This window comes from Bacillus sp. FSL K6-1338, assembly GCF_038006965.1.
GTDB lineage: Bacteria > Bacillota > Bacilli > Bacillales > Bacillaceae_G > Bacillus_A > Bacillus_A thuringiensis_S.
Genome location: NZ_JBBOWI010000001.1, coordinates 1,977,376 through 1,999,049 on the forward strand (window position 1 = coordinate 1,977,376; position 21,674 = coordinate 1,999,049).

Sequence of the window (21,674 nt, forward strand, 5' to 3'; positions counted from 1 at the left end):
AATCCCTCTCATTCGTATTTAAAAATAGGATGGGTGACTTAACCATTTCTTTAATTCCACATTACCTTGCACAGATAACAGTCGGTATAAATAACGATAAGGCTGTCTATATTCTTCTAAGTGAGGAATAGACATAATTGTTTCGTAACCACTTTGAAAGGCATGTGCTTCTTTTTCGGTAAGTACATATTCTAGTCCGATAAAATCAAGCTCTCGCGGAGCAACAGCGTAAGCTTCAGTATCTACTAAACCCGTAATAGTTGTACCGTCAGATAAAAATTGAGTAGGATCCATATCAATTAAGACGAGTGTAGATTCCTTTGGTACGGACAGGGAAGAAAGTTGTGATTCAAAGGTAGGGAATGTATTTTGTATGCTTTCATCATCAGAATAAAACATATTCACAAGCTCTTTACTTACGTTTAAAATATGTGATTGGAATTCATCTAGTGGAACTTGGAACGTGCCTGACGGATTTCCTATGAAATCGGCTTTAAATTTATGTATTTCTGCAAGTCCTTTTCCTAGGCTGAATAAAATAGAATCTGGTTGCTCGATAAAAGATTGAACTGTGTTACCTACTAACTTTTCAACCACCACAAATTCACGGCCATTTAAAACATGTTCTTCTAATATTGTTGGGATAGGAAGATTCGTATGTTCTTGCAGCAATGTATGTACCGTTTCTAAATGATGGACGTTCCTTGGATCAATTCCAAATAAATTTTTACATCCCCACCAAAAATCATTATTTGGTTCTTCATTCATTTTAGAAGCACGAACGATAACTTCTGTATCTTCTGTTTGAACGAGAAAAACATCACTTGCATGATCTTCATAACCTGGGTGCAAGGCTTGAACGGATAGAATAGGTGAATTGAATAGTTGTTGTAACATGAAAAGACCTCTTTTTCTGTAAATTCTATAAATTTATTATATAACAGGTGATGTGTTATGGGGATAAAGATAAAAAATTGAAATCATAGTTACATTTATAGTGAGAACTTATTAAAAATATTATATTTCTCCATTTTTGTGTGAATTGTCAAAAAAACAGAGTGATAGTATTTGAATGTAAAGCTCGTATCTTTAAAGCTATGAAGAGTAAAAGTAGAATTAAGCATTCGTTTATAAGATTGTGAATCATAATAATGTAGACTATTGAAAATATTTCTCAATAATAAAATGAAGAGAAAAGCATGAAGAAGTAGAATGCATTCATTTATAATAGATTTAAATTAATTAATATAATTAATTGTTAATTTTATTATATTAAATGGATAGGAGAGAATATTATGGCAAATGTACTCGTAATAAATTTCCCTGGGGAAGGTCATATTAATCCGACTTTAGCTATTGTAAGTGAGTTAATTCAGCGAGGGGAAACAGTTGTTTCTTATTGTATTGAAGATTATAGAAAGAAGGTTGAAGCAACAGGTGCGGAATTCCGAGTGTTTGAGAATTTTCTCTCTCAAATTAATATTATGGAACGAGTAAATGAAGGTGGGAGCCCTTTGACGATGCTATCTCATATGATTGAAGCATCAGAGCGTATTGTTACTCAAATTGTAGAGGAAACAAAAGAGGAAAAATACGATTATTTAATATATGATAATCATTTTCCAGTAGGACGTATTATAGCGAATATTTTACAATTACCAAGCGTTTCATCTTGTACAACGTTTGCTGTTAATCAGTACATTAATTTTCATGATGGGCAAGAATCGAGACAAGTAGATGAAATGAATCCATTATATCAATCTTGTTTAGCGGGAATGGAAAGATGGAATAAGCAGTATGGAATGAAATGTAATAGTATGTATGATATTATGAACCATCCTGGTGATATTACGATTGTATATACTTCAAAAGAATATCAGCCGCGTTCAGATGTATTTGATGAATCGTATAAATTTGTAGGTCCATCAATTGCTACTCGAAAAGAAGTGGGGAGTTTTCCTACTGAAGATTTAAAAAATGAAAAAGTAATTTTCATTTCTATGGGAACAGTTTTTAATGAGCAACCTGCTCTGTATGAAAAGTGTTTTGAAGCGTTTAAAGATGTAGATGCGACAGTCGTATTAGTCGTTGGTAAGAAGATAAATATAAGTCAATTTGAAAATATCCCGAAAAACTTTAAGTTGTATAATTATGTCCCGCAATTAGAAGTTTTACAGCATGCTGATGTATTCGTGACACATGGTGGTATGAATAGTTCGAGTGAAGCGTTATATTACGGTGTTCCATTAGTTGTAATTCCGGTAACAGGAGATCAGCCATTCGTTGCAAAACGATTGACTGAAGTAGGGGCAGGCATAAGACTTAATCGTAACGAGTTAACTTCTGAATTGTTATGTGAGACTGTAAAGAAAGTAATGGATGATGTGACGTTTAAGGAAAATAGTCGTAAAGTGGGAGAGTCGCTTAGAAATGCTGGTGGATATCAAAGGGCAGTTGAGGAAATACTTGAATTAAAAATGAAGCCGTACGTAAAGATTAAATAGATGTTAAAAACACACTTACTTTTAATTGGTAAGTGTGTTTCTAGTATTACGCGCTAAATGTGTTACATAAAAATAGCGATAAAGGTGAAACTTTTGTGTATATAAACTGATATCTTTGTCTTAGCAGAAAAATTACGTTAAAATAATACTAAGAAAATATATAAGCTTTGGGGGTAATGAATGAAGAAAGTATTTGAATACGTATTATTAACAATTGGCTCAATTATAGTAGCAGGTTCATTAGAGCTTATTTTAGCACCTAATGGATTAGTAGATGGCGGGGTAACGGCTATTGCTATTATGGCAAATAAAGTTGCAGGATTGCCGCTTTATGGCGTTTTCTTAGGAATTAATATCCCAATTTTATTATTTACTGCAAAAGTAATGGGAAAGAAATTTTTTATCCGTACATCTTATGCGAATGTAGTTACAACACTCGGATTAATTTATTTAAAACCATTTCCAGCAATTACGACTTCTGAGTTATTAATTGTACTTTATGGTGGAGTGCTGTTCGGAATTGGTGTTGGGATTGTTGTTAAAATGGGTGGAGCAATTGACGGTTCGGAAATGTTAGCAGTTTGGATGAATAAACACTTTAATGTACCAATTAGTACATTTTTACTTGCAGTAAATGCAGTTATTTTCATCTTTGTTGCAATTTTATTTTCAATCGAACAAGCGATGTTCTCATTAGCAATTTTCTATATTGTTACGAAGATGATTGATTTTATATTAGATGGTATTAATCAAGGTAAGAGCGTTATGATTATTTCTGGTAAGAATAAAGAAATAGGCGATTTACTTATGAAAGAATTGCAACTATCTGTTACGTATCTACATGGAGAAGGTGGTTTTTTAGGGGAGCATAAGAGAATCATTTATTGCATTACAAACCGATTCATTTATCCGAAAATGAAAGATCTCGTTCTCTCTGTAGATCCAACCGCTATAATTGAAGCTTCCTATTCAACAGAAACGACTGGTGTGAAACGTCCGGGAAGGAAAGCTAGGTCAGGTGAGTAACTAGAAGAAGGCTGTCCAAAAAGTTATTTTGGAACAACCTTCTTTTTTATTTTGTTGAATTGTTAGTATGTTACAAGTTAAACCCACTGTTAACAAGTTTCCTTGCAACTAGGGAACCAAGCGTCTTTCAATAATGTAGCCAACGTCTCAATTTTATTTTCCGGAATACTACCAAAACCGAGTAATACATATGATTCCTTGCGTAAATCATTCATGAAATCATATGGAGAAAGTGGGTATAATTTAACGCTTTGTTTTTTAGCGGATTCAATCAGTTCATTTTCATTCATACTGTTATGTACACATAAAACAATATGAAGTCCGGACTGTTCGCCAAGAATTTGAACATTAGCCCCCATTTCTTTCATAATGGATTTTACTAACGCATGATGTTTTCTTTTATATAGTGTACGACTCCGATTAAGGTGACGTTCCCAATTCCCGCTTTGTATAAAGTTAGCAAAAGCAAGTTGTTGTATTGTAGCCACTGTTTGTTTAAAAATTCCATGCAGTTCTTGATATATTTTTAAAAGATGTGGTGGTAAAACAACATATCCCATTCGTAAAGAAGGTAAAAAAGATTTTGAGAAAGTCCCCATATAAATAACGCGTTCATTTGAATCAAGACTTTGTAAAGAAGGAATCGGCTTACCAGCGTAGCGAAACTCTCCATCATAGTCATCTTCAATAATGTATCCATTGCAATCATTAGCCCACTTTAACAATTCTAATCTTCTAGGTAAAGGCATAATAATCCCAAGTGGAAATTGGTGTGATGGTGTAACGTATGCGACATTGGCATTTGTATTGTATAAGCTAGAAATATTAATCCCTTTTTCATCCAATGGTATGGGATGGATTTGTCTATCACAGCTTTTAATGATTGCGTGTATACGGTGAAATCCAGGGTTTTCAATGCCGTATTCTTTTGTAGGGCCAAGCAGTTGAAGTAGTAACCAGAGAAGTGGCTGCGTTCCGGCACCGATCACAATTTGATCAGGTGAAGAATGTACACCGCGAGAATGATATAAATATGTTGATATATGCTCTCGAAGAGCGAATTCACCTTGAGGGTCTTCTTTGGCAAATAGTGCATTTTCGTATGTAAGTATGGATTCTTGTAATGCCCGTTTCCAATTTGTAATCGGAAATTTATTTTGATCAATAAGCCCTTGGCTACAATCGTATTCGAATTTTTCGTCTATCAAATTGCTCGTCTTCTTTGCTGCATTTCGTTTTTTATTTGGGATAACGTCAATATCGAAATTTGCTACAAAAATACCACGTTTCGGTTTACTTTCTACATAACCTTCAGCTAATAATTGTTGATAAGCTGATTCAACAGTAATGCGGCTAATATTAAGTTGTGATGCTAAATTTCTGTGTGAGGGTAGACGTGTGCCAACAGAAATAGTCCCTTGTATAATTTCAGCTTTTATATATTCGTAAATTTGCAAGTAAATAGGTGTGTTACTTTGTAATTGCAATGGGATAGTAAAATCCATATAAAACTCTCCTTTAAAACTGACCTTATAAAAAATACTGAAACTGCCACTTAAGTAAAGGGCAGTCACTTTCTATAATAATGATATAACATTTAGAAAATTAAATAAATAGTTAAGGGAGAGTTAAAAATGAATGTTAAAGAAGTAGTAACAGAAGAGCAATTACATGAAGTATTACCTGTTTTACAGCAATTACGAACACAACTTTCAAAAGAGGAAACAGGCACTTTATTTCGAAATATGAAAGAAGAAAATTATAAACTATTCTCGCTGCGTAATGAAGATGATGAAGTTGTTAGCCTTGCAGGTGTAGCGATTTGTACGAACTTTTATAATAAGAAGCACGTTTTCGTATATGACCTTGTAACGGCAGACGCACATCGTTCAAAAGGACATGGAAATGTATTACTTTCGTATATAGAGAACTGGGGAAAGGAAAACGGATGTGAGTCTATCACCCTCACGTCAGCATTTTCAAGAATTGATGCTCATCGTTTTTATGAAAGAGAAGGGTATGATAAGGTGAGTTATTCTTTTCATAAAGAATTATAAATAATAAGAAGAAGCTGTCTCGAAAAGTTGGGAACAGCTTCTTCTTATTATTATTTCTCAAGTTATTATTGAACCGTAAATAGGTTGTAAGTTATGGTATATGTATTTGAAAAGGTTATATAGTGTTATTGTATCGAATTGTTTTAAGTAATAATAAAGAGAATGATTGGAGCGCTTATACTTGAAAAAAATAAAGAAACTATCAATCCCTAATGATGCTAGAGTTATTGTCATATCGGATATTCATGGAGAATTAAATCTTTTAAAAGAAGCACTACATAAAGTTAACTTTAAAGATGAAGATTATTTAATTATTAATGGAGATCTTTGCGAGAAAGGACGAGATAGCGTAGGTGTAGTAAACTACGTTATGAATCTTGTAAAGAACAATTCAAAGGTTCACGTTGTTGAAGGGAATTGTGAAGTTTTAGTTGATGCTCTTCTAAATGAAAATCCTCGTCTTATTAATTATTTATGTACGAGGAAGCATTCAATTTTTAATGAATGGCTAGAGCAATTGGATTTTTCAGTTCATGAAGGTACTTCAATTCGTGAAGTGAAAGAAGCATTGCTAAGTGAATTTTCACAAGAACTATATTGGCTAACGGAGTTGCCAACAGCGATTGAAACAGAAGATTATATTTTTGTGCATGCAGGGCTAGAAGATAGAGTAGATTGGAAAGAAACAGAGCGCAAAAATGCGATAGCAATGCCGGAGTTTTTTTATAAATCACATAAAGCAAATAAGTATGTAATAGTTGGTCATTGGCCAGTCGTGAACTATTCTGAAGAAGCACCGTCTAACAATCCAGTTATTGATGAGGAGAAAAAAATTATTGCAATTGATGGAGGAAATGCAATTAAAGAAGCAGGACAATTAAATGCATTTATTATTCAGAGGAAACAAACGGGCGATACATTTTCTTATACATATGTAGACTATTTCCCACAGCATGAAGTAATAGCGGATTTTAATGCGAATTCAGAAATGCAGGGCGGAGTGACATATCCGTATTATTACATAGAGCCTATCGAGAAGATGCAAGATTACACCGTATGTAAGCAAAAGGAAACGAATAATTTGCTCACTGTAAAAAATGAATATATGAAACAACTTGAGTCAGGTGAATATACAGTGAAAACCGATATTTCTTGTGCGCAAATAAGCGTTAGGAAGGGAGATATCGTTTCTCTCATTGATGATAGCTGTTCAGGATATGATTTAATTAAAAAAGATGGCGTAGAGGGTTGGATAGAGAAAGGGATTTTGCTTGAGGTGAATAAAAAGGGAAATAATATATTGAGCTGAAATAGGAGGGGATAACCTCCTATTTTTTATTACCTATTTTACAATCACATATTTCAATTAACCTTTTAAATTAGTGGACTGCTTGCTGTCTTTAATAAGTAAATAAATCGTAGTCGGCAGAATGATAAGCGTCATTCCTAAAAGAATTGCTAGTATAGCATAACCTCTATAGGGAGCAGAAACGATAAAAGGAAGTATCGCTAAAAAAATCCCTGCTATCATCATTGAAATACTACTAATATTTGAAGCTCTTTTTTCAAGGTGCTTATCATTCCATTCTAATGAAACGGTTGATTTAGTCGTATCAATTTTGGAACTGAAATAACCTATTAATATAAATAAAAGCCCTAATGCTAAAAATATGAAATGATCAAGAGGGAGTGAAAAGCCAAGAGCAATGAGGGCGATGACAATATCGACAAAAAATAAGAATAGTAATATTGTGTTGCCGATCCAATGGAGAAATTTCTGGTTACTCGCTGCTTTAGATAAAGCTAAAAATATAAAGAATAAGAAGGAACATATAATTATATTTACGATTACAAAAGTGCTTTTATCCATTGTTGATGTAGGCGTTCCATTGAAGTCCCATTTCGTAACAATATTTGATGGTAAGAAGAAATATAGAATAATATTTGTGGTAACAATAGTGAGAAATAAAGCAATACTAAATCGATTATTCACTGAATCACCAGCTTTCTAAATCAATAATTGGTATCTAATAACAAAATTATACAATATAATATATGATATTAGTTTTGATTTTTCTGAAAAAACATTATAATTATATATGAAATAAAGAGGAATGCAGGAGGGAATTATGCAAAACGTTGTATTAAAGGGGAAGAAAGTTACAATTCGTACAATAGAAGAATCGGATATAAAAACATTATGGAATATCTTATTTAAAGAAGAAAGCCCAGAATGGAAGAAATGGGATGCGCCATATTTCCCGTTCTCAATGCAAGAATACTCTTCCTATAAAGAGAAGATGCAAAATCGTTTGAAAGAAGAACCACTGTCAAATTTAATTATAGAAAATAACGGTCAAATCATTGGGACAGTCGGGTTTTATTGGGAATATAAAACGACGCGTTGGTTAGAGATGGGAGTTGTGATTTATGAGCCAACATACTGGAATGGTGGATATGGTACAGAAGCATTAAAATTATATAGAGATTTGCTATTTGAAAAAATGGAGATTGGTAGAGTAGGAATCACGACTTGGTCTGGCAATGAACGAATGATGAAAGTAGCAGAGAAAATAGGAATGAGCTTAGAAGGTAGAATGCGAAAGTGTCGTTATTATAACGGAACATACTATGATTCTATTCGAATGGGCATGATTCGTGAAGAATGGGAAGCGCTATGTGTAACGAAGGGGTGAGAAAGATTGTACGCTATCATTGCTACATTTGATCGTGTGTTTACTAATAAAATTACAGAATTACAAAATAAATTAACAAATGTAATTGGAACAAATCAATTAGCTGGAGTAGAACCTCATATAACGATTGCGGATTATAATGAGTTGGATGTTAATTTGTATATTGAAAAATTAAAGGAATTTGTAGCTATTCAAGAAAACATGTCTGCAGTCACTTTTCCTTCTGTTGGAACTTTTCCTACTAACGGTACGGTTTTTCTAGCGCCGACTGTTACCTATGATTTATTGAGACTTCATCATTTTTATCATGATCATTTCAAAACTTTTCATGATAATTCAAATTCATATTATGTACCAGGAAAATGGGTTCCGCATTGTACGATTGCGAATCATTTGAATTCAACTCATTTTTTAAGTGTGATGGAGTATATATATGAGAATTTTGATGTTACAACAGCTTCGATTGAAAAGTTAAAATTAATTAAGGTCAATTATGAAAATGGTTCTGCCGTTTCTTCTAGTATATTAGCAGAATATAATTTAAAGAGAATGGAGACATCGAGATGACATATATAATTAGAGAAATGAAGCAAGAAGATATTCAGGCTGTACAATCAGTAGCGAAAATAGCTTGGCATGATACATATGAAGGCATTATTCCGAGAGAGATTCAAGATAGTTTTTTAGACGAGGCATATTCTGATGAAAAAATGAAATATCGCCTTAAAAATACACATTTATTCGTTGCGGAAGAAGAGGGAGAAGTAATAGGATTTGCGAACTTTTCACCTGTTAGACTACAAAACGAAGCGGAATTAGGGGCAATTTATTTGTTACCAGATCAGCAAGGAAAAGGGATCGGAAGTGCTTTATTACAAAGAGGGATTAAGGCATTAAATGGGATACGGAAATTGTACATACATGTAGAAGCTGCAAATGAAAAAGGAAAACGCTTTTATGAAGCGAAAGGTTTTGCTGAATTAGAGCAATTTGAAGAAGACTTTGAAGGACATATGATGCAGACAGTAAGGATGGTTTTATACGTATAAGGAGGACTAGTAATGAAAACTTTTGATTTTAGTGAAAAAGTAGGAAAGCACTTATCAGTATTTCAATCTAATTTCATCATGTCGAAAATAGTAAACCATCAAGGAAATGTACATATCGGTGCTATGCATTTACAAGCCAATGGAATAATCGGATGTCATGAAGCAGTTGTATCTCAACTGCTTCTTATTGTGGACGGAGTAGGATATGTGTGTGGGGCAAATAAGGAAAAGGTAAAGATAGAGGCGGGACAAGCTGTGTTTTGGGAGAAGGGAGAGCTTCATGAAACAAGTACAGAACAAGGATTAACGGCAATTGTTATGGAAGCGGAGAATCTTGAACAAGGGATAGTAATGCCTATTATTCAAGGGGAGTTGTGAAAAATGATAATTAAGGCGAATCAAGAAGATACCAATGAAATATTAAAATATGCGGCTCAATCGCTTTTTGAAGGGACGAGAGGGAATTGTCAATTAAGTACCGAGAAAGCGATTGAAATTACAAAGCCGATTGTAGAAAAAGGAGCATACTATTTAATCATTAAAGAAGAAAATAAAGTAATGGGATGGATATTAATAGGGGAAAATACAGACTATTTTTCTCGTGAAAAACTTGGATTTATATATGAATTGTACGTTTTCCCAGAATATCGCGGGAGAGGATTATCGCGAGAACTGATGGAAGCTGGTATTAAGGAATTAAAGGAGAAGTATTCAGAAATTAGGTTGAATGTATTTGCTGGGAATTTTGCAAAAGAGATGTACGAAGAGTTTGGGTTTGTTGAAAGGCAGGTAATTATGACTTTGAAGTGAGTATTATAGTCGGAATGGGAGAAGAGAAAATAATGATTTAGTGGCTACTTTATCGCTGGAATTTAAAGCCAATAAGTCTTTATAAATATATAAAATAGATGGTTTGCCTTTATTTTATAGTAGATTGATAGAGTATGCTTAAAAAATAAATAAATTACTAGTATACAATATATCGTTATTATAGTAAAAGATATATTTTGGAAAAATATCATTTTTTTGTTTAGAAATTTTTAAATTATTGATATAATCAATTTGTAGAATTGATTATTGGTTAATTTTACTATTTTTAAATTTTAAGGGGGATTTAATAATGGCAGGACAAATTCGTATGTCACCAGAGGAACTTAAATCGAAAGCTACTCGATATGGACAAGGTGCAAATCAAATTGAGGACATTTTACGTCAACTACAAAACTTACAAAATGAATTAAGAGGAGAATGGGAAGGTCGTGCTTTCGAAGGTTTTGACCAACAGTTCAATCAATTAAAGCCAAAAGTACAAAACTTCGCACAGTTATTACAAGAAATTAATATGCAGCTTAATAAAACTGCAGAAGCTGTTGCTAGACATGACGAAGATCTTTCTCGTAATTTCGGTCTACAATAAGATAGATAAAAAGAAATATATAATTTAGCCATGCAACCATACGTTGTATGGCTAAATTACTTTAAAACTAGAGTAAGATACGAAGTCTTTCATTAGATAGACTCGCAGTCGCAGGAGTGATAAGTTGTGAAAAAGTTCAAATGGAGCATCTTGTTGTTTATTATTTTAGCTCTTGTACTATCAACAGGGGTCTCCTATTTAGCATTAAATCAAAATGTTAAGAAAGCTAATGAGAATACTACACCAAAAATGACAGTTGCGTTGGTAAATGAAGATCAGGGCACTGTTTTTGAGGGCAATAAAATAGCGTTTGGAGATCAATTTATTAAAAATGTAAATAAAAATACGAAACAAGAATGGTACGTAGTTAGTCGCGGGGTAGCAGAAAATGGATTGAAAAATAATAATTACAATATGATGATTGTTATTCCAAATGATTTTTCTAGGAAAGCAGTTGCGATTGATTCAGAGATTCCGGAGAAATTAACGTTAAACTACAAAGTAAATGCAACTGGGAATAAGGATTTGAAAGCTGAGGCAGAAAATACAGCTTCTGTTATTTTAGAAGATTTCAATAAGCAAATAATCGACGTTTATTTTGCGAGTATTATCGGTAAGCTACAAGGTGCACAAGATAATATAGGTAAAATAATTGAAAAAGGAAACGTTCAAACAACTATGTATAAAAAAGATATACATAGTCCGTTAGCAAATTACACAAATCAATTTAAAACAGTACAAGATTATACAGGTGTTTCTGTTAATAGTTTCAAAGGATTTCAGGATGTTTTAAAAGGTTTCGGTCAAGCGTTAGATGAAGGGAATAAATCTAACAGTACGTACTTAGCTGGTTTTAATAACTTTCAAAAAATGCAAACTGATAACAATTTATTAGCGAATAATTTCACAAATCAATTTAATCAATATATGAATGATATGAATACAGGCGATGCTTTAAAGCAATTAAGTGCATTGGAATCCGCTAATAAAATTATTTCAAATCAATTTACGTTTTCAGAGAAAGAACCAAATATTTTAACTGATGCTGCAGCAGTTCAAAAATATTTAGCAGATGTAAAAAAACAAGTATCTGAATATGATACAGAACTTGCAGGAAAGTTAGAAAGTGATATTCAAGAGACGGTAATTAAGAAGTTAAAGCAATCTATGTCGAATGATGGAAAGCAAGAAATTTTCATAAATACATTAATGAAACAACCAGATGCTCGAATAAAGAAACAAATCGAGAATTTAATTGCGAAATTACCTAGTTTAAACATGGAAGAAATCGGTCAAAGTGATTTACCAGATGCGACGAAATTACAACTGCAAAATGTAATTCAATTTACAAAAAAATATAATAAAGAAAATAATTTTTATTATGATCCTGTAAATAAAATATCTTTAGGAAACGCAATTAAAGAAGTAAAGGATAGACTTTATACAGAGGGAATTACATTTAGTGATACTGCGAAAGTAATTAAAATGGAATCTCCGCAAATTTTGAAGATAAGTATTCCAGAAGAATTTAAACTAGATGGAAGTACAGGATTCTTACATATTGATGATGTGGATCGTACAAGTGACTTTCTTCAAAGCGAAGCAGGAGAAATTACAATAGCTCCTCGTAATGAAGGGGATATAAAGATTAGCTTGGATGTGAAGTTAAAAGATCCAAACATCAATATAGATGTTTTCTCTCCTGTAACATGGCAGTGGGAATTGAGTGGGACTCATACAAAAGAAACTAGTCCTGAAAAAGAAAAACCTAACAAAGAAGATAAAGGAACACAAACGGAAAATAGCAAGGTGGAAAATGTGGTTCATAAGTCACAGTATGGCATAATGCCGTTAGTACACAATGCTAAAACGCCTATTATTAAAAAAATGGAAAACACAACAGGGAAAGATAACGGAACTGGAGGAAACCCAGGAGGCGGAACGGGAACAGATAACGGAACTGGAGGAAACCCAGGAGGCGAAACGGGAACAGATAACGGAACCGGAGGAAATCCAGGAGGCGAAACGGGAACAGATAACGGTAAAGTTATTGAAAGTACAACGAATCAAGTTATACATCAAAAAACAGAAAAAATAACAGATATTACTTCTAGTGTATTAATTAAAGAAGCAGTAGATACAGTCGAAAGTTATCAAGGTTTAATGAGCCTTTACGAAATGTATTATGGGATTGATTTAAGAACGAAAGATGTAGGTCCTAAGTTAGAAGAAGGAAGTTTAGATGCAATTGCGACGGATCAATCTTTGTACTACGTATTAAATAAACAAAGCTTAATTGATTTAATTTCAAATCTTGTTTCATCAAGTATTACTACAGAAATAAAACAAGATATGTCAGGTTTAAAACAAAAAATAAACTCTTATCAACAATCTATTACTAGTGCGGATCAAAATTCTATGCTACTAGCGGAGAAATTAAATGGAACGACGCAACAAGCAACTAGTATGAATGAAAATTTAGGAGAGTATTTAAAAGGTTTAGCGAAATGGCGTGAGAATAGCTTAAAGCTAGTTGAAGAGCAGCAAGTATTAACAACAAATCATGCTGGTGAGCAAACAGCTATTTTATCGTTAGATTCTGGTATTAAATCATTAATGATGCAAAGTCAGTCATTGGTCGAAAGTTCGAAGCATAGTTTAGCAACTTCAGACGATGTATATAAAACATTTGATCAAATTAATGGACAAGCAAAAGAAATTCAAGACAGCGGAACGACAATTGTTTCAAAAGCTGATTTATTATTAAATGACTTTACGAAGAAAATGGAAGATGATAAATCATTCTCCAAAAACTTTACGAAAATTTTAGCGAATAGCCGTATTGGAGATCGTCAAAATGAGATGCTATATGACTTTTTAGCTAGTCCAGTTCAAAAGCAAAATGATGGAGTAATTGTAGCAGGTAATGCTTTTACACCGTACTTAATTGTATTAACTTGTTTCATTGTTGCATTATTTACAGCATACGCAATTGCGAATCAAGAAAAGAAACGAATGCAATCAGATCATTTTGAAGAGAAATTCTCATTAATTGATATGAATGTACCAACTACAGTAGTAGCTTTCGGTATATCAATTGTGGAAGGGATTAGTATAGGTATCATTTCTGGGCGTCTTTTAAAGTTCGGTCAGGATCAAAGTTTACTATGGATTGCGTTCATCACATTTATTATGATGGCGTTTGTATTAGTCTCAACCTACTTATTACGACAAATAAAAATGGTAGGAATGTTTATACTATTAGTATTTTTAAGCATGTACCTATTTTTAACTGAGGCAGTTGGAAGTAAAGTAGATCAAATGTCGTCTGTCGGAAAGATACGTCAATTCTCACCGCTTCAGTATATAGAAAGTTTTCTAAATGATTTTATTAGTGGTAAAGATACTGGGAAAGTTATTTTTGTCGTATTGTTTGTAATTGCCATTATTGGATTGGTTAGTAATCTATTTGTATGGCATAAGAAATGGGAGGAAAAAGAAGTAAATGATCAAACAATGGAGCATAGTGGCTAAGTTATCATTTCTCTCTATCCTTTTACTGTTTGTCGCGCTACCGATAAGGAGCGCGGCTGACAGTTATCTTGGTGATGATGGGAAGATTAAGTTTAAAGTGGATCGACTTGAAGAAAGCGACCAAGAAAAAAATAAAAAGGAACATAAGGAAACAGAATTAGATAAAGCATCGATTGAGTTATTTAACAAAGATATAGAAGAAGAAATTGAGAAAAAGAAAAAGAAAGAACAAAAAGATATGGAAGCTTTGCGAGATTCTCTTTTTACAAAACCAAAAGAGAATAATAGTGTTAAAGATACGAAAAATAGTTTGTTTAGCAGTGAATACATTGTCAGAAAAAGTGCAGATGAAGTAGCGAGTAATGAAACAATGAATGAAGAGCCAATTAGTATAACAATAATATTATTATTTGGCGGCGGCATTCTACTTATTTGCATCGGTATTTATACGGTTCTTCGTAAAAGTTGGAGGTAAAGCGATGGCAATACAAACACATATTAATGTCACAGTAGATTTTAATAAATGGAATGGAAATACATACGATTTGCGTATTCCGAATCACCAATCTATTAAATATTTATTGAAAAACTTATTAGATACGCTAAAGATTGATAATCATGAAGGTTCACATTTTGTAATTAAAGTGAAAAATAAGTCAATTGTTTTAACAGATAATGATCGTTTAATTGATCACCAAATAACAGATGGAGATATTTTGCAAGTTTTATAAAGAATATTTTTTACTTTTAGTTATTTGAAAATAAGTTATTACGGGTTATAAAGAAAAGGAGAAGAGGATAAACATGACGGAAAAAATAATTCAAATTGATGCAATGAACTATCAATTTCAAATAGAAAAAGAAAATTGGAAATTGGAGATGACCAAATCTCAAACACGTATAAAAGACTTCCGTCAATTCGATATAATTACGGGCGTATCATCTGAATTTGTACCATTAACAATAGAAGAAGCGGATGATATGTTTACGTTTCTATATCAAGTAGATAAAAAATTATATAAGTGGGACAATCTTAGCCGTTTTGGAAGAAATGAGAAATTAAGACTACTTCGGAATGTTGCGCAGTTTCGTAAATATTTGAATAAACGAATCACGTTCTTTTTACATCCAGACAATATAGTTTTTAATGCTAATTTAATACCAAGTATTATACATAGAGGAATTCGAGATATTGTTCCACCAACCCCGTTATCAGAAGAACAATTTTTAACACAATATAAGTGTCTAATTATTGCTTTATTCTCCCAAAAACATAACTTTGATGATTTGTATGCTGGGTTACTAAAAGATGCAAAAGAAACAACATTTGAACAGACCGTTGCTCAAATGGAAAGCTTAGATGCATTACTGCAGTTTCTTGATGACAGCTTTGAGAAGGAACAAACAAAAACAGAGAAAAATATGCAGTTAGTACCTAAAAAAAGCTATAAATCGTTTAAATACTTAGCTTTTTCCTTCATAGCGGCGACAGTTATTTTAGCTGCTCCTTTAATATATTTCACTTTTATAAAATTTCCTTATCAAAATAAATTGTTAGAAGCAAATGCAAGTTTCATAGCAACTGATTATGACAAAGTCATTACGCAATTAAATGAAGAGGAATTTGAATCATTACCGATTGCATCTAAATATGAGTTAGCATTTGCATACATTACAGCTGAAAAACTAGGTGAAGCTCAAAAGAAATCGATTATGAAAAACATTAGTTTGAAAAGTGATGAAAAGTATTTGCTGTATTGGATGTATAACGGAAAAGGTAATTTTGATAAATCATTAGATTTAGCTAAGACACTTGATGATCCTCAGCTTATTATGTACGGCCTTGTTAAACAAATTGAATCACTGAAAAATAATCCGGATTTATCAGGAGAAGAACGTGATCAAAAGTTAAAAACATATGAGCAACAATTAGATGAATATAAAAAGAAATATGGCAATTCATCAAGCGATAAAAATTTGTCGGACACAGAGAAAAAAGAGTAAGCACTTGATGAGACAGTTGAAAAGGAGCAGTGAACACGGATGGAGCAACTATTAGTATTGACTTATGGAGACAAAATATATAAGTGCACATTACATCCAAATGAGCAATCAATAGTGTCGATTGGAAAAGAGTGGACAAATGATATTACGAATCCAAGTTTAGAACAAGAAATAGAGTTAAAGTGGAATAATGAAGTAAATGCTTGGATGGTACAGGATCAATTAATAGAATTCAATAAGGAAGTTGAGATTGGAAAAACAAGAGATGTGAGCTTGAAAATCTTTATATCTATTATTGGCACAACTAAAGTGTTTGATATCGGAACGAAACTTTCTCTTACAGTGAGTCGAAACGATTACGATGATATTTCTATTACCGGGACTAGTGTAGATTTAATGCTATCTCGCGAAACGTTGTACGATTCTTTTAAAGTGAACGTGTATGGCGGGGATGTATTTCATAATTATACGAAGTTAAAAGATAGCGTTATGTTGGAATCAGGAGACGTATTATATTTTGATGGTATTTTATTGGAGATTGGTAGTGAAGACATTCAAGTACTTTCTTCAGAAGATAAAGTGAAATCTGCGTTACCTATTTTAGTAGAATCAGAAACGAATTATCAAAGTGGTTATCCAGACTATCATCGTTCACCACGTATTATTTACCGTGAACCAGAAGAGAAAATGACAATTGCAAAGCCTTCAAGTATGCCATCAAAACCAACGGAGCATTTAGCAAGAATCATTGCACCTTCACTTGTCATGATTGTCGTAACTGTATTACTTGCTATTTTCATGAAATATGGAATGTTTATTATCGCATCGATTGCGATGACATTAGTAACAATCATTGTTTCTGTCACATCGTATATTAAAAATTTGAAGCAATATAAAGTCGACATTGTTGAACGAGATAAAAGCTATAGAGAGTATATAAAACAAAAAACGAAAGATTTACATGCAGAAAGTGAAAAACAGCGTCACGCATTACATTATCACAATCCAAATGTAGAAGTAATACGTAATATGGCAGTTCAAGTAAATCCTCGAATTTATGAAAAAACAATGTTACATCATGATTTCTTAACATTTAGCGTTGGAACAGGACAAGCTAATACGAGTTTTGAAATTCAATTTAATGAAGAAGAATTTAGTCAAACGAAAGATGAATTAATTGATATAGCACGTGAACTAAGACAGCGTTATCTATCATTGGAAGATGTACCAGTTGTAACAGATTTAATGAATGGACCAGTCGGTTATATTGGTCAACGCTCTTTAGTGTTAGAGCAATTACAATTATTAGTTGCACAAACGGCTTTATTCCATAGTTATTATGACTTGCAGTTTATTACTATTTTTCCGGAAGAAGAAAAAGAAAAATGGGATTGGATGCGCTGGTTACCTCATGGAAGTGTTCGCGATATAAATGTACGTGGATTTGTATACCATGATCGTAGCCGTGATCAAGTGTTAAATAGTTTGTATCAAATATTGAAAGAACGAAAATTAAAACTAGATGAAAAAAGTTCTACTAATGAAAAAATGTACTTTGCACCGCACTATGTCGTTCTCATTACAGATGAAAAACTAATATTAGACCATGTTGTTATGGAATTCTTTAATGATGATCCGAGTCAATTAGGTGTATCACTTGTATTTGTACAAGATGTTATGCAAAGTTTACCGGAGCATGTGAAAACGGTAATAGATATAAGAGATGCAAAACAAGGGAACATCATCTTAGAGCAAGGAGAGCTTGTTAACCGTCAATTTAAACTAAATCATGTGCCAAAAGGGTTCAATTTAGAAGATATTTCAAGGGCATTAGCACCATTAAATCATTTGCAAAACTTAAAAAATAGTATTCCAGAAAGCGTAACATTTTTAGAAATGTACGGCGTTGAAAAAGTAAAAGAACTGAATATTACAAGTCGCTGGGAGAAAAATGCAGCGCATAAATCTTTAGCTGTACCACTTGGATTACGTGGGAAAGAAGATATCGTAAACTTAAACTTACACGAAAAAGCACACGGACCACACGGGTTAATAGCAGGTACAACAGGTTCAGGTAAATCAGAAATTATACAATCGTACATTTTATCTCTAGCAGTTAATTTCCATCCGTACGAAGTAGCCTTTTTACTAATTGACTATAAAGGCGGCGGTATGGCGAATTTATTCAAAAACTTACCGCATTTATTAGGAACAATTACGAACTTAGATGGAGCACAAAGTATGAGAGCGCTCGCATCAATTAAAGCTGAATTACAAAAAAGACAACGATTATTTGGGGAAAATGATGTAAACCATATTAATCAGTATCAAAAACTGTATAAAGAAGGCTTAGTAAGTGAACCGATGCCACATCTATTTTTAATTAGTGATGAATTCGCGGAACTGAAGTCAGAACAACCAGAATTTATGAAAGAGTTAGTTTCAACAGCGCGTATCGGTCGTTCACTCGGAATCCATTTAATATTAGCTACGCAAAAACCGAGTGGTGTTGTAGATGATCAAATTTGGAGTAACTCGAAATTCAAACTAGCACTAAAAGTTCAAAATACGTCAGATAGTAATGAAATTTTAAAAACACCGGATGCTGCTGAAATTACATTACCAGGACGTGCTTACTTACAAGTTGGGAATAATGAAATTTATGAATTATTCCAATCAGCTTGGAGCGGAGCAGACTATGTAGAAAACAAAGAGGATAAAGAACATTTAGACGCAACAATCTATGCAATAAATGATCTAGGACAATATGAAATATTAAGTGAAGATTTAAGTGGACTTGGTAGCAGTAAAGAAGTAATAAGCGTACCATCTGAACTGGATGCTGTTATTGACTACATTCACGATTACGCAGAAATAAATGAAATTGAAGCGTTAGCTAGACCGTGGTTACCACCACTTCCAGAAAGCGTATATTTACAAGACTTACATGCAATTCAGTTCAAAGAAGCATGGACGAAAGAAAAGAAACCATTACAAGCAACAGTTGGTCTACTAGATCAGCCTGAATTACAATCACAAACACCATTAACATTAGATATTAGTAAAGACGGACACGTAGCGGTCTTCTCAAGCCCAGGCTACGGAAAATCAACATTCTTACAATCAGTCATTATGGATGTAGCTCGTCAGCATAGTCCGGAGCATTTGCATGTGTATTTAGTGGACCTTGGAACAAATGGTCTTCTACCTTTAAAAGGATTACCTCATGTAGCGGATACGATTACGATTGACGAATCTGAAAAATGTTTAAAGTTTGTTGAAAGATTAACTCAGGAAATGAAAAATCGTAAACGATTATTAAGTGAATATGACGTTGCAAATATTGAAATGTATGAAAAGGCAAGTGGGAAAGAAATACCACATATTATTATTGCAATCGACAATTATGATGCAGTAAAAGAAGCGAAGTTCTATGAAAGCTTTGAAATGCTAATTATGCAAATTGTCCGAGATGGTGCAAGTTTAGGAATTCATACCTTAATTAGTGCAGGGCGACAAAATGCACTTAGAATTCAATTGTACAATAATATTAAAATCCAAACTTGCCTATATATGATTGATCAAAGTGAAGTAGCTAGTATTGTAGGGAGATCTGATATAAAAGTGGAAGAAACAGCAGGAAGAGCGTTAATAAAACTAGAATCTCCCACATTATTCCAGGTTGCATTACCTACGAAAGCAGAAGATGAATTACAGCAAATTCAATTATTACAACAAGAAGCAAATGATATGGACCGAGAATGGGATGGAGAACGTCCGAAGGCAATTCCAATGATGCCAGAAATTATTGATATTGCTACTTATCGTAAAAATAAAGACGTTACAAAAGCTCTACAAGCAGCAAGAATTCCAATGGGGCTTGATTTTGCAAACGTAGAAGTTGTAGCTCATGATATTGCAGTGAATGATCATTTAATGATTTATAGTGTAGATGATAGTATGAGAAAACAAATTGTATCTAGCATCCTATCTCAATTGAATAAAGATTATTTTGAAAGTGTGACGTTGTTGGATACAGCAGAGTATAGTTTCGTTCAATATAAAGACGATGTGACGCACTACATTGTAGACGAAAATGAAATCAATATGCATGCGAAGTATTGGATGGAAGTAATTCGTGAACGAGCTTTTGAATTAGCACAAGCAAGACAAGAAGGTAGAGAAATTCCTGCATTCACAAAACAACTCATTATCATGACAAATGTTGAAGAGTTTAGTAAATTTGTTTATTTAGAAATGGAGGATGCAGCGACTTTAATTGATTTATCTCGTACAGTAGGTATTTACTTTGTATTAGCAGGTCACCACGACTACATGGACCGAAATCGTGAAGCTCTACCTATGAAAATGAGAAGTAAGCTAACAGCAGCAATTATCGCAATGCCATTAAATGATCAAAGTATCTTCAACATAAAATATATAAGCAACGAAGCGCCATTAGGTAAAGATGAAGTGTATTACTATCAAAAAGGGAACATAATGAAACTAAAAATGCCTAGAGTAACTAACGAGGTGACAGTATGAAATTAAAGAAGAAAGCTAAGGTGATGATAGTCGTGTCAATAGTGGCAAGTTTATTAAGTGGATGTGGTTTTGGGGAAAAGCAAATAGATTATAAGCCATTTGTCAAAGCTTTGGATGAAGGTGACATGAGAAAGGTTATGTCTGCGAGTGATGATGGGTATGCGTATGTGAAGGAACGGGTTATTGATTTTACGACAGAAAAAAATGGTGATGACAGAATTCATAATACACTATATCAAACTACTGAAGGTATATATAATTTGAAAGAAAATTTATTGTATGGAGAGACCACTCAAAAAATAACAAGTGATATTAAGAACATAAAAGATAGACATAAGGATAATAAATATAAAGAAGAAGAAAAATATAGCACTAGGTTCATGTATAAAGATAGAAAGGGTTACAGTACTGATTCGAGCTTGGATGTTTCACATGTAAAACTAATTTTTAATAGATTGCAAGGTGTTGGGAGTTTACAACTGAAAGTAGATGGAAATAAAAAGAAATTTAATGAACCAAATACAGTTGGTTTTACGTTAACGGAATCACAATTTCAAGAAATAATTAACGATAAATTGAATTTGCAATATGATAGTTTTGAAACAGCATCAATTGTATTTAATTTTAACGATTCTAAAGATACGAAACAGCATCCAATGCAAATAATACAATTAATAATTTCAATTGTATATGAAAAGAAAAATAGTGAGGGAAAATTATTAACACATACTCAGCAAATATCTGTGAATTTTAGTAGTAAAAAGGATAATGATCAGGAAGCCAAGCAAGATTATGTGAATTATGAAAAGTCTTTTCAAAATAATAAATCATTCTAAGGGAGC

Annotated in this window: 18 protein-coding genes and 2 pseudogenes; 17 read left to right on the plus strand and 3 right to left on the minus strand. The window is 32.9% G+C overall.

What is annotated here, in order from left to right; all coding sequences use genetic code 11:
• Nucleotides 1-18: 18 nt before the first annotated feature.
• Complete coding sequence (locus tag NZ044_RS10320) at nucleotides 19-897, minus strand: nitrate reductase (RefSeq protein ID WP_081143886.1); 879 nt, start codon at nucleotides 895-897, stop codon at nucleotides 19-21.
• A gap of 398 nt (nucleotides 898-1,295) precedes the next feature.
• Between NZ044_RS10320 and NZ044_RS10325 the strand changes: the two genes are divergently transcribed.
• Nucleotides 1,296-2,504 carry a macrolide family glycosyltransferase gene (locus tag NZ044_RS10325; RefSeq protein ID WP_000024469.1) on the plus strand — a complete coding sequence of 403 codons (1,209 nt, stop codon included), beginning with the start codon at nucleotides 1,296-1,298 and terminating at the stop codon, nucleotides 2,502-2,504.
• Nucleotides 2,505-2,684: 180 nt separating this feature from the next.
• The gene (locus tag NZ044_RS10330; RefSeq protein WP_000755126.1) at nucleotides 2,685-3,530 is read left to right on the plus strand and encodes a YitT family protein; all 846 of its coding nucleotides are present in this window, start codon (nucleotides 2,685-2,687) and stop codon (nucleotides 3,528-3,530) included.
• A gap of 89 nt (nucleotides 3,531-3,619) precedes the next feature.
• Here NZ044_RS10330 and pdxR read toward each other — a convergent pair whose 3' ends face one another.
• The gene (gene pdxR, locus NZ044_RS10335) at nucleotides 3,620-5,035 is read right to left on the minus strand and encodes a MocR-like pyridoxine biosynthesis transcription factor PdxR (RefSeq protein ID WP_081143887.1); all 1,416 of its coding nucleotides are present in this window, start codon (nucleotides 5,033-5,035) and stop codon (nucleotides 3,620-3,622) included.
• A gap of 129 nt (nucleotides 5,036-5,164) precedes the next feature.
• Here pdxR and NZ044_RS10340 point away from each other — a divergent pair, with 129 nt between their 5' ends.
• The gene (locus NZ044_RS10340; RefSeq protein ID WP_001101124.1) at nucleotides 5,165-5,587 is read left to right on the plus strand and encodes a GNAT family N-acetyltransferase; all 423 of its coding nucleotides are present in this window, start codon (nucleotides 5,165-5,167) and stop codon (nucleotides 5,585-5,587) included.
• A 181-nt stretch (nucleotides 5,588-5,768) separates the two neighbouring features.
• The gene (locus tag NZ044_RS10345; protein WP_118961793.1) at nucleotides 5,769-6,896 is read left to right on the plus strand and encodes a metallophosphoesterase; all 1,128 of its coding nucleotides are present in this window, start codon (nucleotides 5,769-5,771) and stop codon (nucleotides 6,894-6,896) included.
• Nucleotides 6,897-6,953: 57 nt separating this feature from the next.
• Here the strand turns inward: NZ044_RS10345 and NZ044_RS10350 are convergent, their stop codons facing one another.
• The gene (locus NZ044_RS10350) at nucleotides 6,954-7,580 is read right to left on the minus strand and encodes a DUF1648 domain-containing protein (RefSeq protein ID WP_017763060.1); all 627 of its coding nucleotides are present in this window, start codon (nucleotides 7,578-7,580) and stop codon (nucleotides 6,954-6,956) included.
• A gap of 136 nt (nucleotides 7,581-7,716) precedes the next feature.
• On the opposite strand from NZ044_RS10350, the gene NZ044_RS10355 reads away from it, so the two are divergent.
• The 13 genes and pseudogenes from NZ044_RS10355 to NZ044_RS10410 all read left to right on the plus strand — a co-directional run bounded on the left by NZ044_RS10355 (nucleotide 7,717) and on the right by NZ044_RS10410 (nucleotide 21,668).
• Nucleotides 7,717-8,283, plus strand: coding sequence for a GNAT family N-acetyltransferase (locus tag NZ044_RS10355; protein WP_098506276.1), 567 nt, complete (start codon nucleotides 7,717-7,719; stop codon nucleotides 8,281-8,283).
• 6 nt (nucleotides 8,284-8,289) lie between these two features.
• Nucleotides 8,290-8,850, plus strand: coding sequence for a 2'-5' RNA ligase family protein (locus NZ044_RS10360; RefSeq protein ID WP_098506273.1), 561 nt, complete (start codon nucleotides 8,290-8,292; stop codon nucleotides 8,848-8,850).
• Nucleotides 8,847-9,332: a GNAT family N-acetyltransferase gene (locus NZ044_RS10365; protein ID WP_000221053.1), complete on the plus strand. Its 486-nt coding sequence runs from the start codon at nucleotides 8,847-8,849 to the stop codon at nucleotides 9,330-9,332. The genes NZ044_RS10360 and NZ044_RS10365 overlap by 4 nt, the downstream gene beginning before the upstream one ends.
• Nucleotides 9,333-9,344: 12 nt before the next feature.
• Nucleotides 9,345-9,710 (plus strand): hypothetical protein, encoded by a 366-nt coding sequence (locus NZ044_RS10370; protein ID WP_000846433.1) that lies wholly within the window; start codon nucleotides 9,345-9,347, stop codon nucleotides 9,708-9,710.
• 3 nt (nucleotides 9,711-9,713) lie between these two features.
• A complete protein-coding gene (locus NZ044_RS10375; RefSeq protein WP_000584237.1) occupies nucleotides 9,714-10,142 on the plus strand; it encodes a GNAT family N-acetyltransferase in 429 nt (142 codons plus the stop codon).
• A 310-nt stretch (nucleotides 10,143-10,452) separates the two neighbouring features.
• Nucleotides 10,453-10,749 carry a WXG100 family type VII secretion target gene (locus NZ044_RS10380; RefSeq protein ID WP_000918601.1) on the plus strand — a complete coding sequence of 99 codons (297 nt, stop codon included), beginning with the start codon at nucleotides 10,453-10,455 and terminating at the stop codon, nucleotides 10,747-10,749.
• Nucleotides 10,750-10,875: 126 nt separating this feature from the next.
• Nucleotides 10,876-14,283 carry a type VII secretion protein EsaA gene (esaA, locus tag NZ044_RS10385; RefSeq protein ID WP_340949717.1) on the plus strand — a complete coding sequence of 1,136 codons (3,408 nt, stop codon included), beginning with the start codon at nucleotides 10,876-10,878 and terminating at the stop codon, nucleotides 14,281-14,283.
• Nucleotides 14,255-14,758 carry a type VII secretion protein EssA gene (gene essA, locus NZ044_RS10390; RefSeq protein WP_000595655.1) on the plus strand — a complete coding sequence of 168 codons (504 nt, stop codon included), beginning with the start codon at nucleotides 14,255-14,257 and terminating at the stop codon, nucleotides 14,756-14,758. The genes esaA and essA overlap by 29 nt, the downstream gene beginning before the upstream one ends.
• A gap of 4 nt (nucleotides 14,759-14,762) precedes the next feature.
• Entirely contained in the window at nucleotides 14,763-15,014 is a 252-nt protein-coding gene (locus NZ044_RS10395; RefSeq protein ID WP_001007566.1) for an EsaB/YukD family protein, read from the plus strand.
• Between the two features lie 73 nt (nucleotides 15,015-15,087).
• Nucleotides 15,088-16,287, plus strand: a complete 1,200-nt coding sequence (essB, locus tag NZ044_RS10400) for a type VII secretion protein EssB (protein ID WP_000136616.1) — start codon at nucleotides 15,088-15,090, stop codon at nucleotides 16,285-16,287.
• Nucleotides 16,288-16,326: 39 nt separating this feature from the next.
• Nucleotides 16,327-16,608 (plus strand): annotated as a pseudogene (locus NZ044_RS30835) (FtsK/SpoIIIE N-terminal domain-containing protein); the annotation flags it as partial.
• Nucleotides 16,603-20,832: pseudogene (gene essC, locus NZ044_RS10405) on the plus strand (type VII secretion protein EssC); the annotation flags it as partial. The pseudogenes NZ044_RS30835 and essC, both read left to right, overlap by 6 nt.
• Nucleotides 20,829-21,668 (plus strand): DUF3952 domain-containing protein, encoded by an 840-nt coding sequence (locus NZ044_RS10410; RefSeq protein WP_070183744.1) that lies wholly within the window; start codon nucleotides 20,829-20,831, stop codon nucleotides 21,666-21,668. The pseudogene essC and the gene NZ044_RS10410, both read left to right, overlap by 4 nt.
• Nucleotides 21,669-21,674: the final 6 nt, after the last annotated feature.

Coding starts and splice junctions, on each gene's coding strand:
- pdxR (WP_081143887.1), bottom strand. CDS start 5,035: ATGGATTTTACTATCCCATTGCAATTACAAAGTAACACACCTATTTAC.
- NZ044_RS10375 (WP_000584237.1), top strand. CDS start 9,714: ATGATAATTAAGGCGAATCAAGAAGATACCAATGAAATATTAAAATAT.
- NZ044_RS10370 (WP_000846433.1), top strand. CDS start 9,345: ATGAAAACTTTTGATTTTAGTGAAAAAGTAGGAAAGCACTTATCAGTA.
- NZ044_RS10365 (WP_000221053.1), top strand. CDS start 8,847: ATGACATATATAATTAGAGAAATGAAGCAAGAAGATATTCAGGCTGTA.
- essA (WP_000595655.1), top strand. CDS start 14,255: ATGATCAAACAATGGAGCATAGTGGCTAAGTTATCATTTCTCTCTATC.
- NZ044_RS10330 (WP_000755126.1), top strand. CDS start 2,685: ATGAAGAAAGTATTTGAATACGTATTATTAACAATTGGCTCAATTATA.
- NZ044_RS10340 (WP_001101124.1), top strand. CDS start 5,165: ATGAATGTTAAAGAAGTAGTAACAGAAGAGCAATTACATGAAGTATTA.
- NZ044_RS10320 (WP_081143886.1), bottom strand. CDS start 897: ATGTTACAACAACTATTCAATTCACCTATTCTATCCGTTCAAGCCTTG.
- NZ044_RS10410 (WP_070183744.1), top strand. CDS start 20,829: ATGAAATTAAAGAAGAAAGCTAAGGTGATGATAGTCGTGTCAATAGTG.
- NZ044_RS10395 (WP_001007566.1), top strand. CDS start 14,763: ATGGCAATACAAACACATATTAATGTCACAGTAGATTTTAATAAATGG.
- essB (WP_000136616.1), top strand. CDS start 15,088: ATGACGGAAAAAATAATTCAAATTGATGCAATGAACTATCAATTTCAA.
- NZ044_RS10355 (WP_098506276.1), top strand. CDS start 7,717: ATGCAAAACGTTGTATTAAAGGGGAAGAAAGTTACAATTCGTACAATA.
- NZ044_RS10380 (WP_000918601.1), top strand. CDS start 10,453: ATGGCAGGACAAATTCGTATGTCACCAGAGGAACTTAAATCGAAAGCT.
- NZ044_RS10325 (WP_000024469.1), top strand. CDS start 1,296: ATGGCAAATGTACTCGTAATAAATTTCCCTGGGGAAGGTCATATTAAT.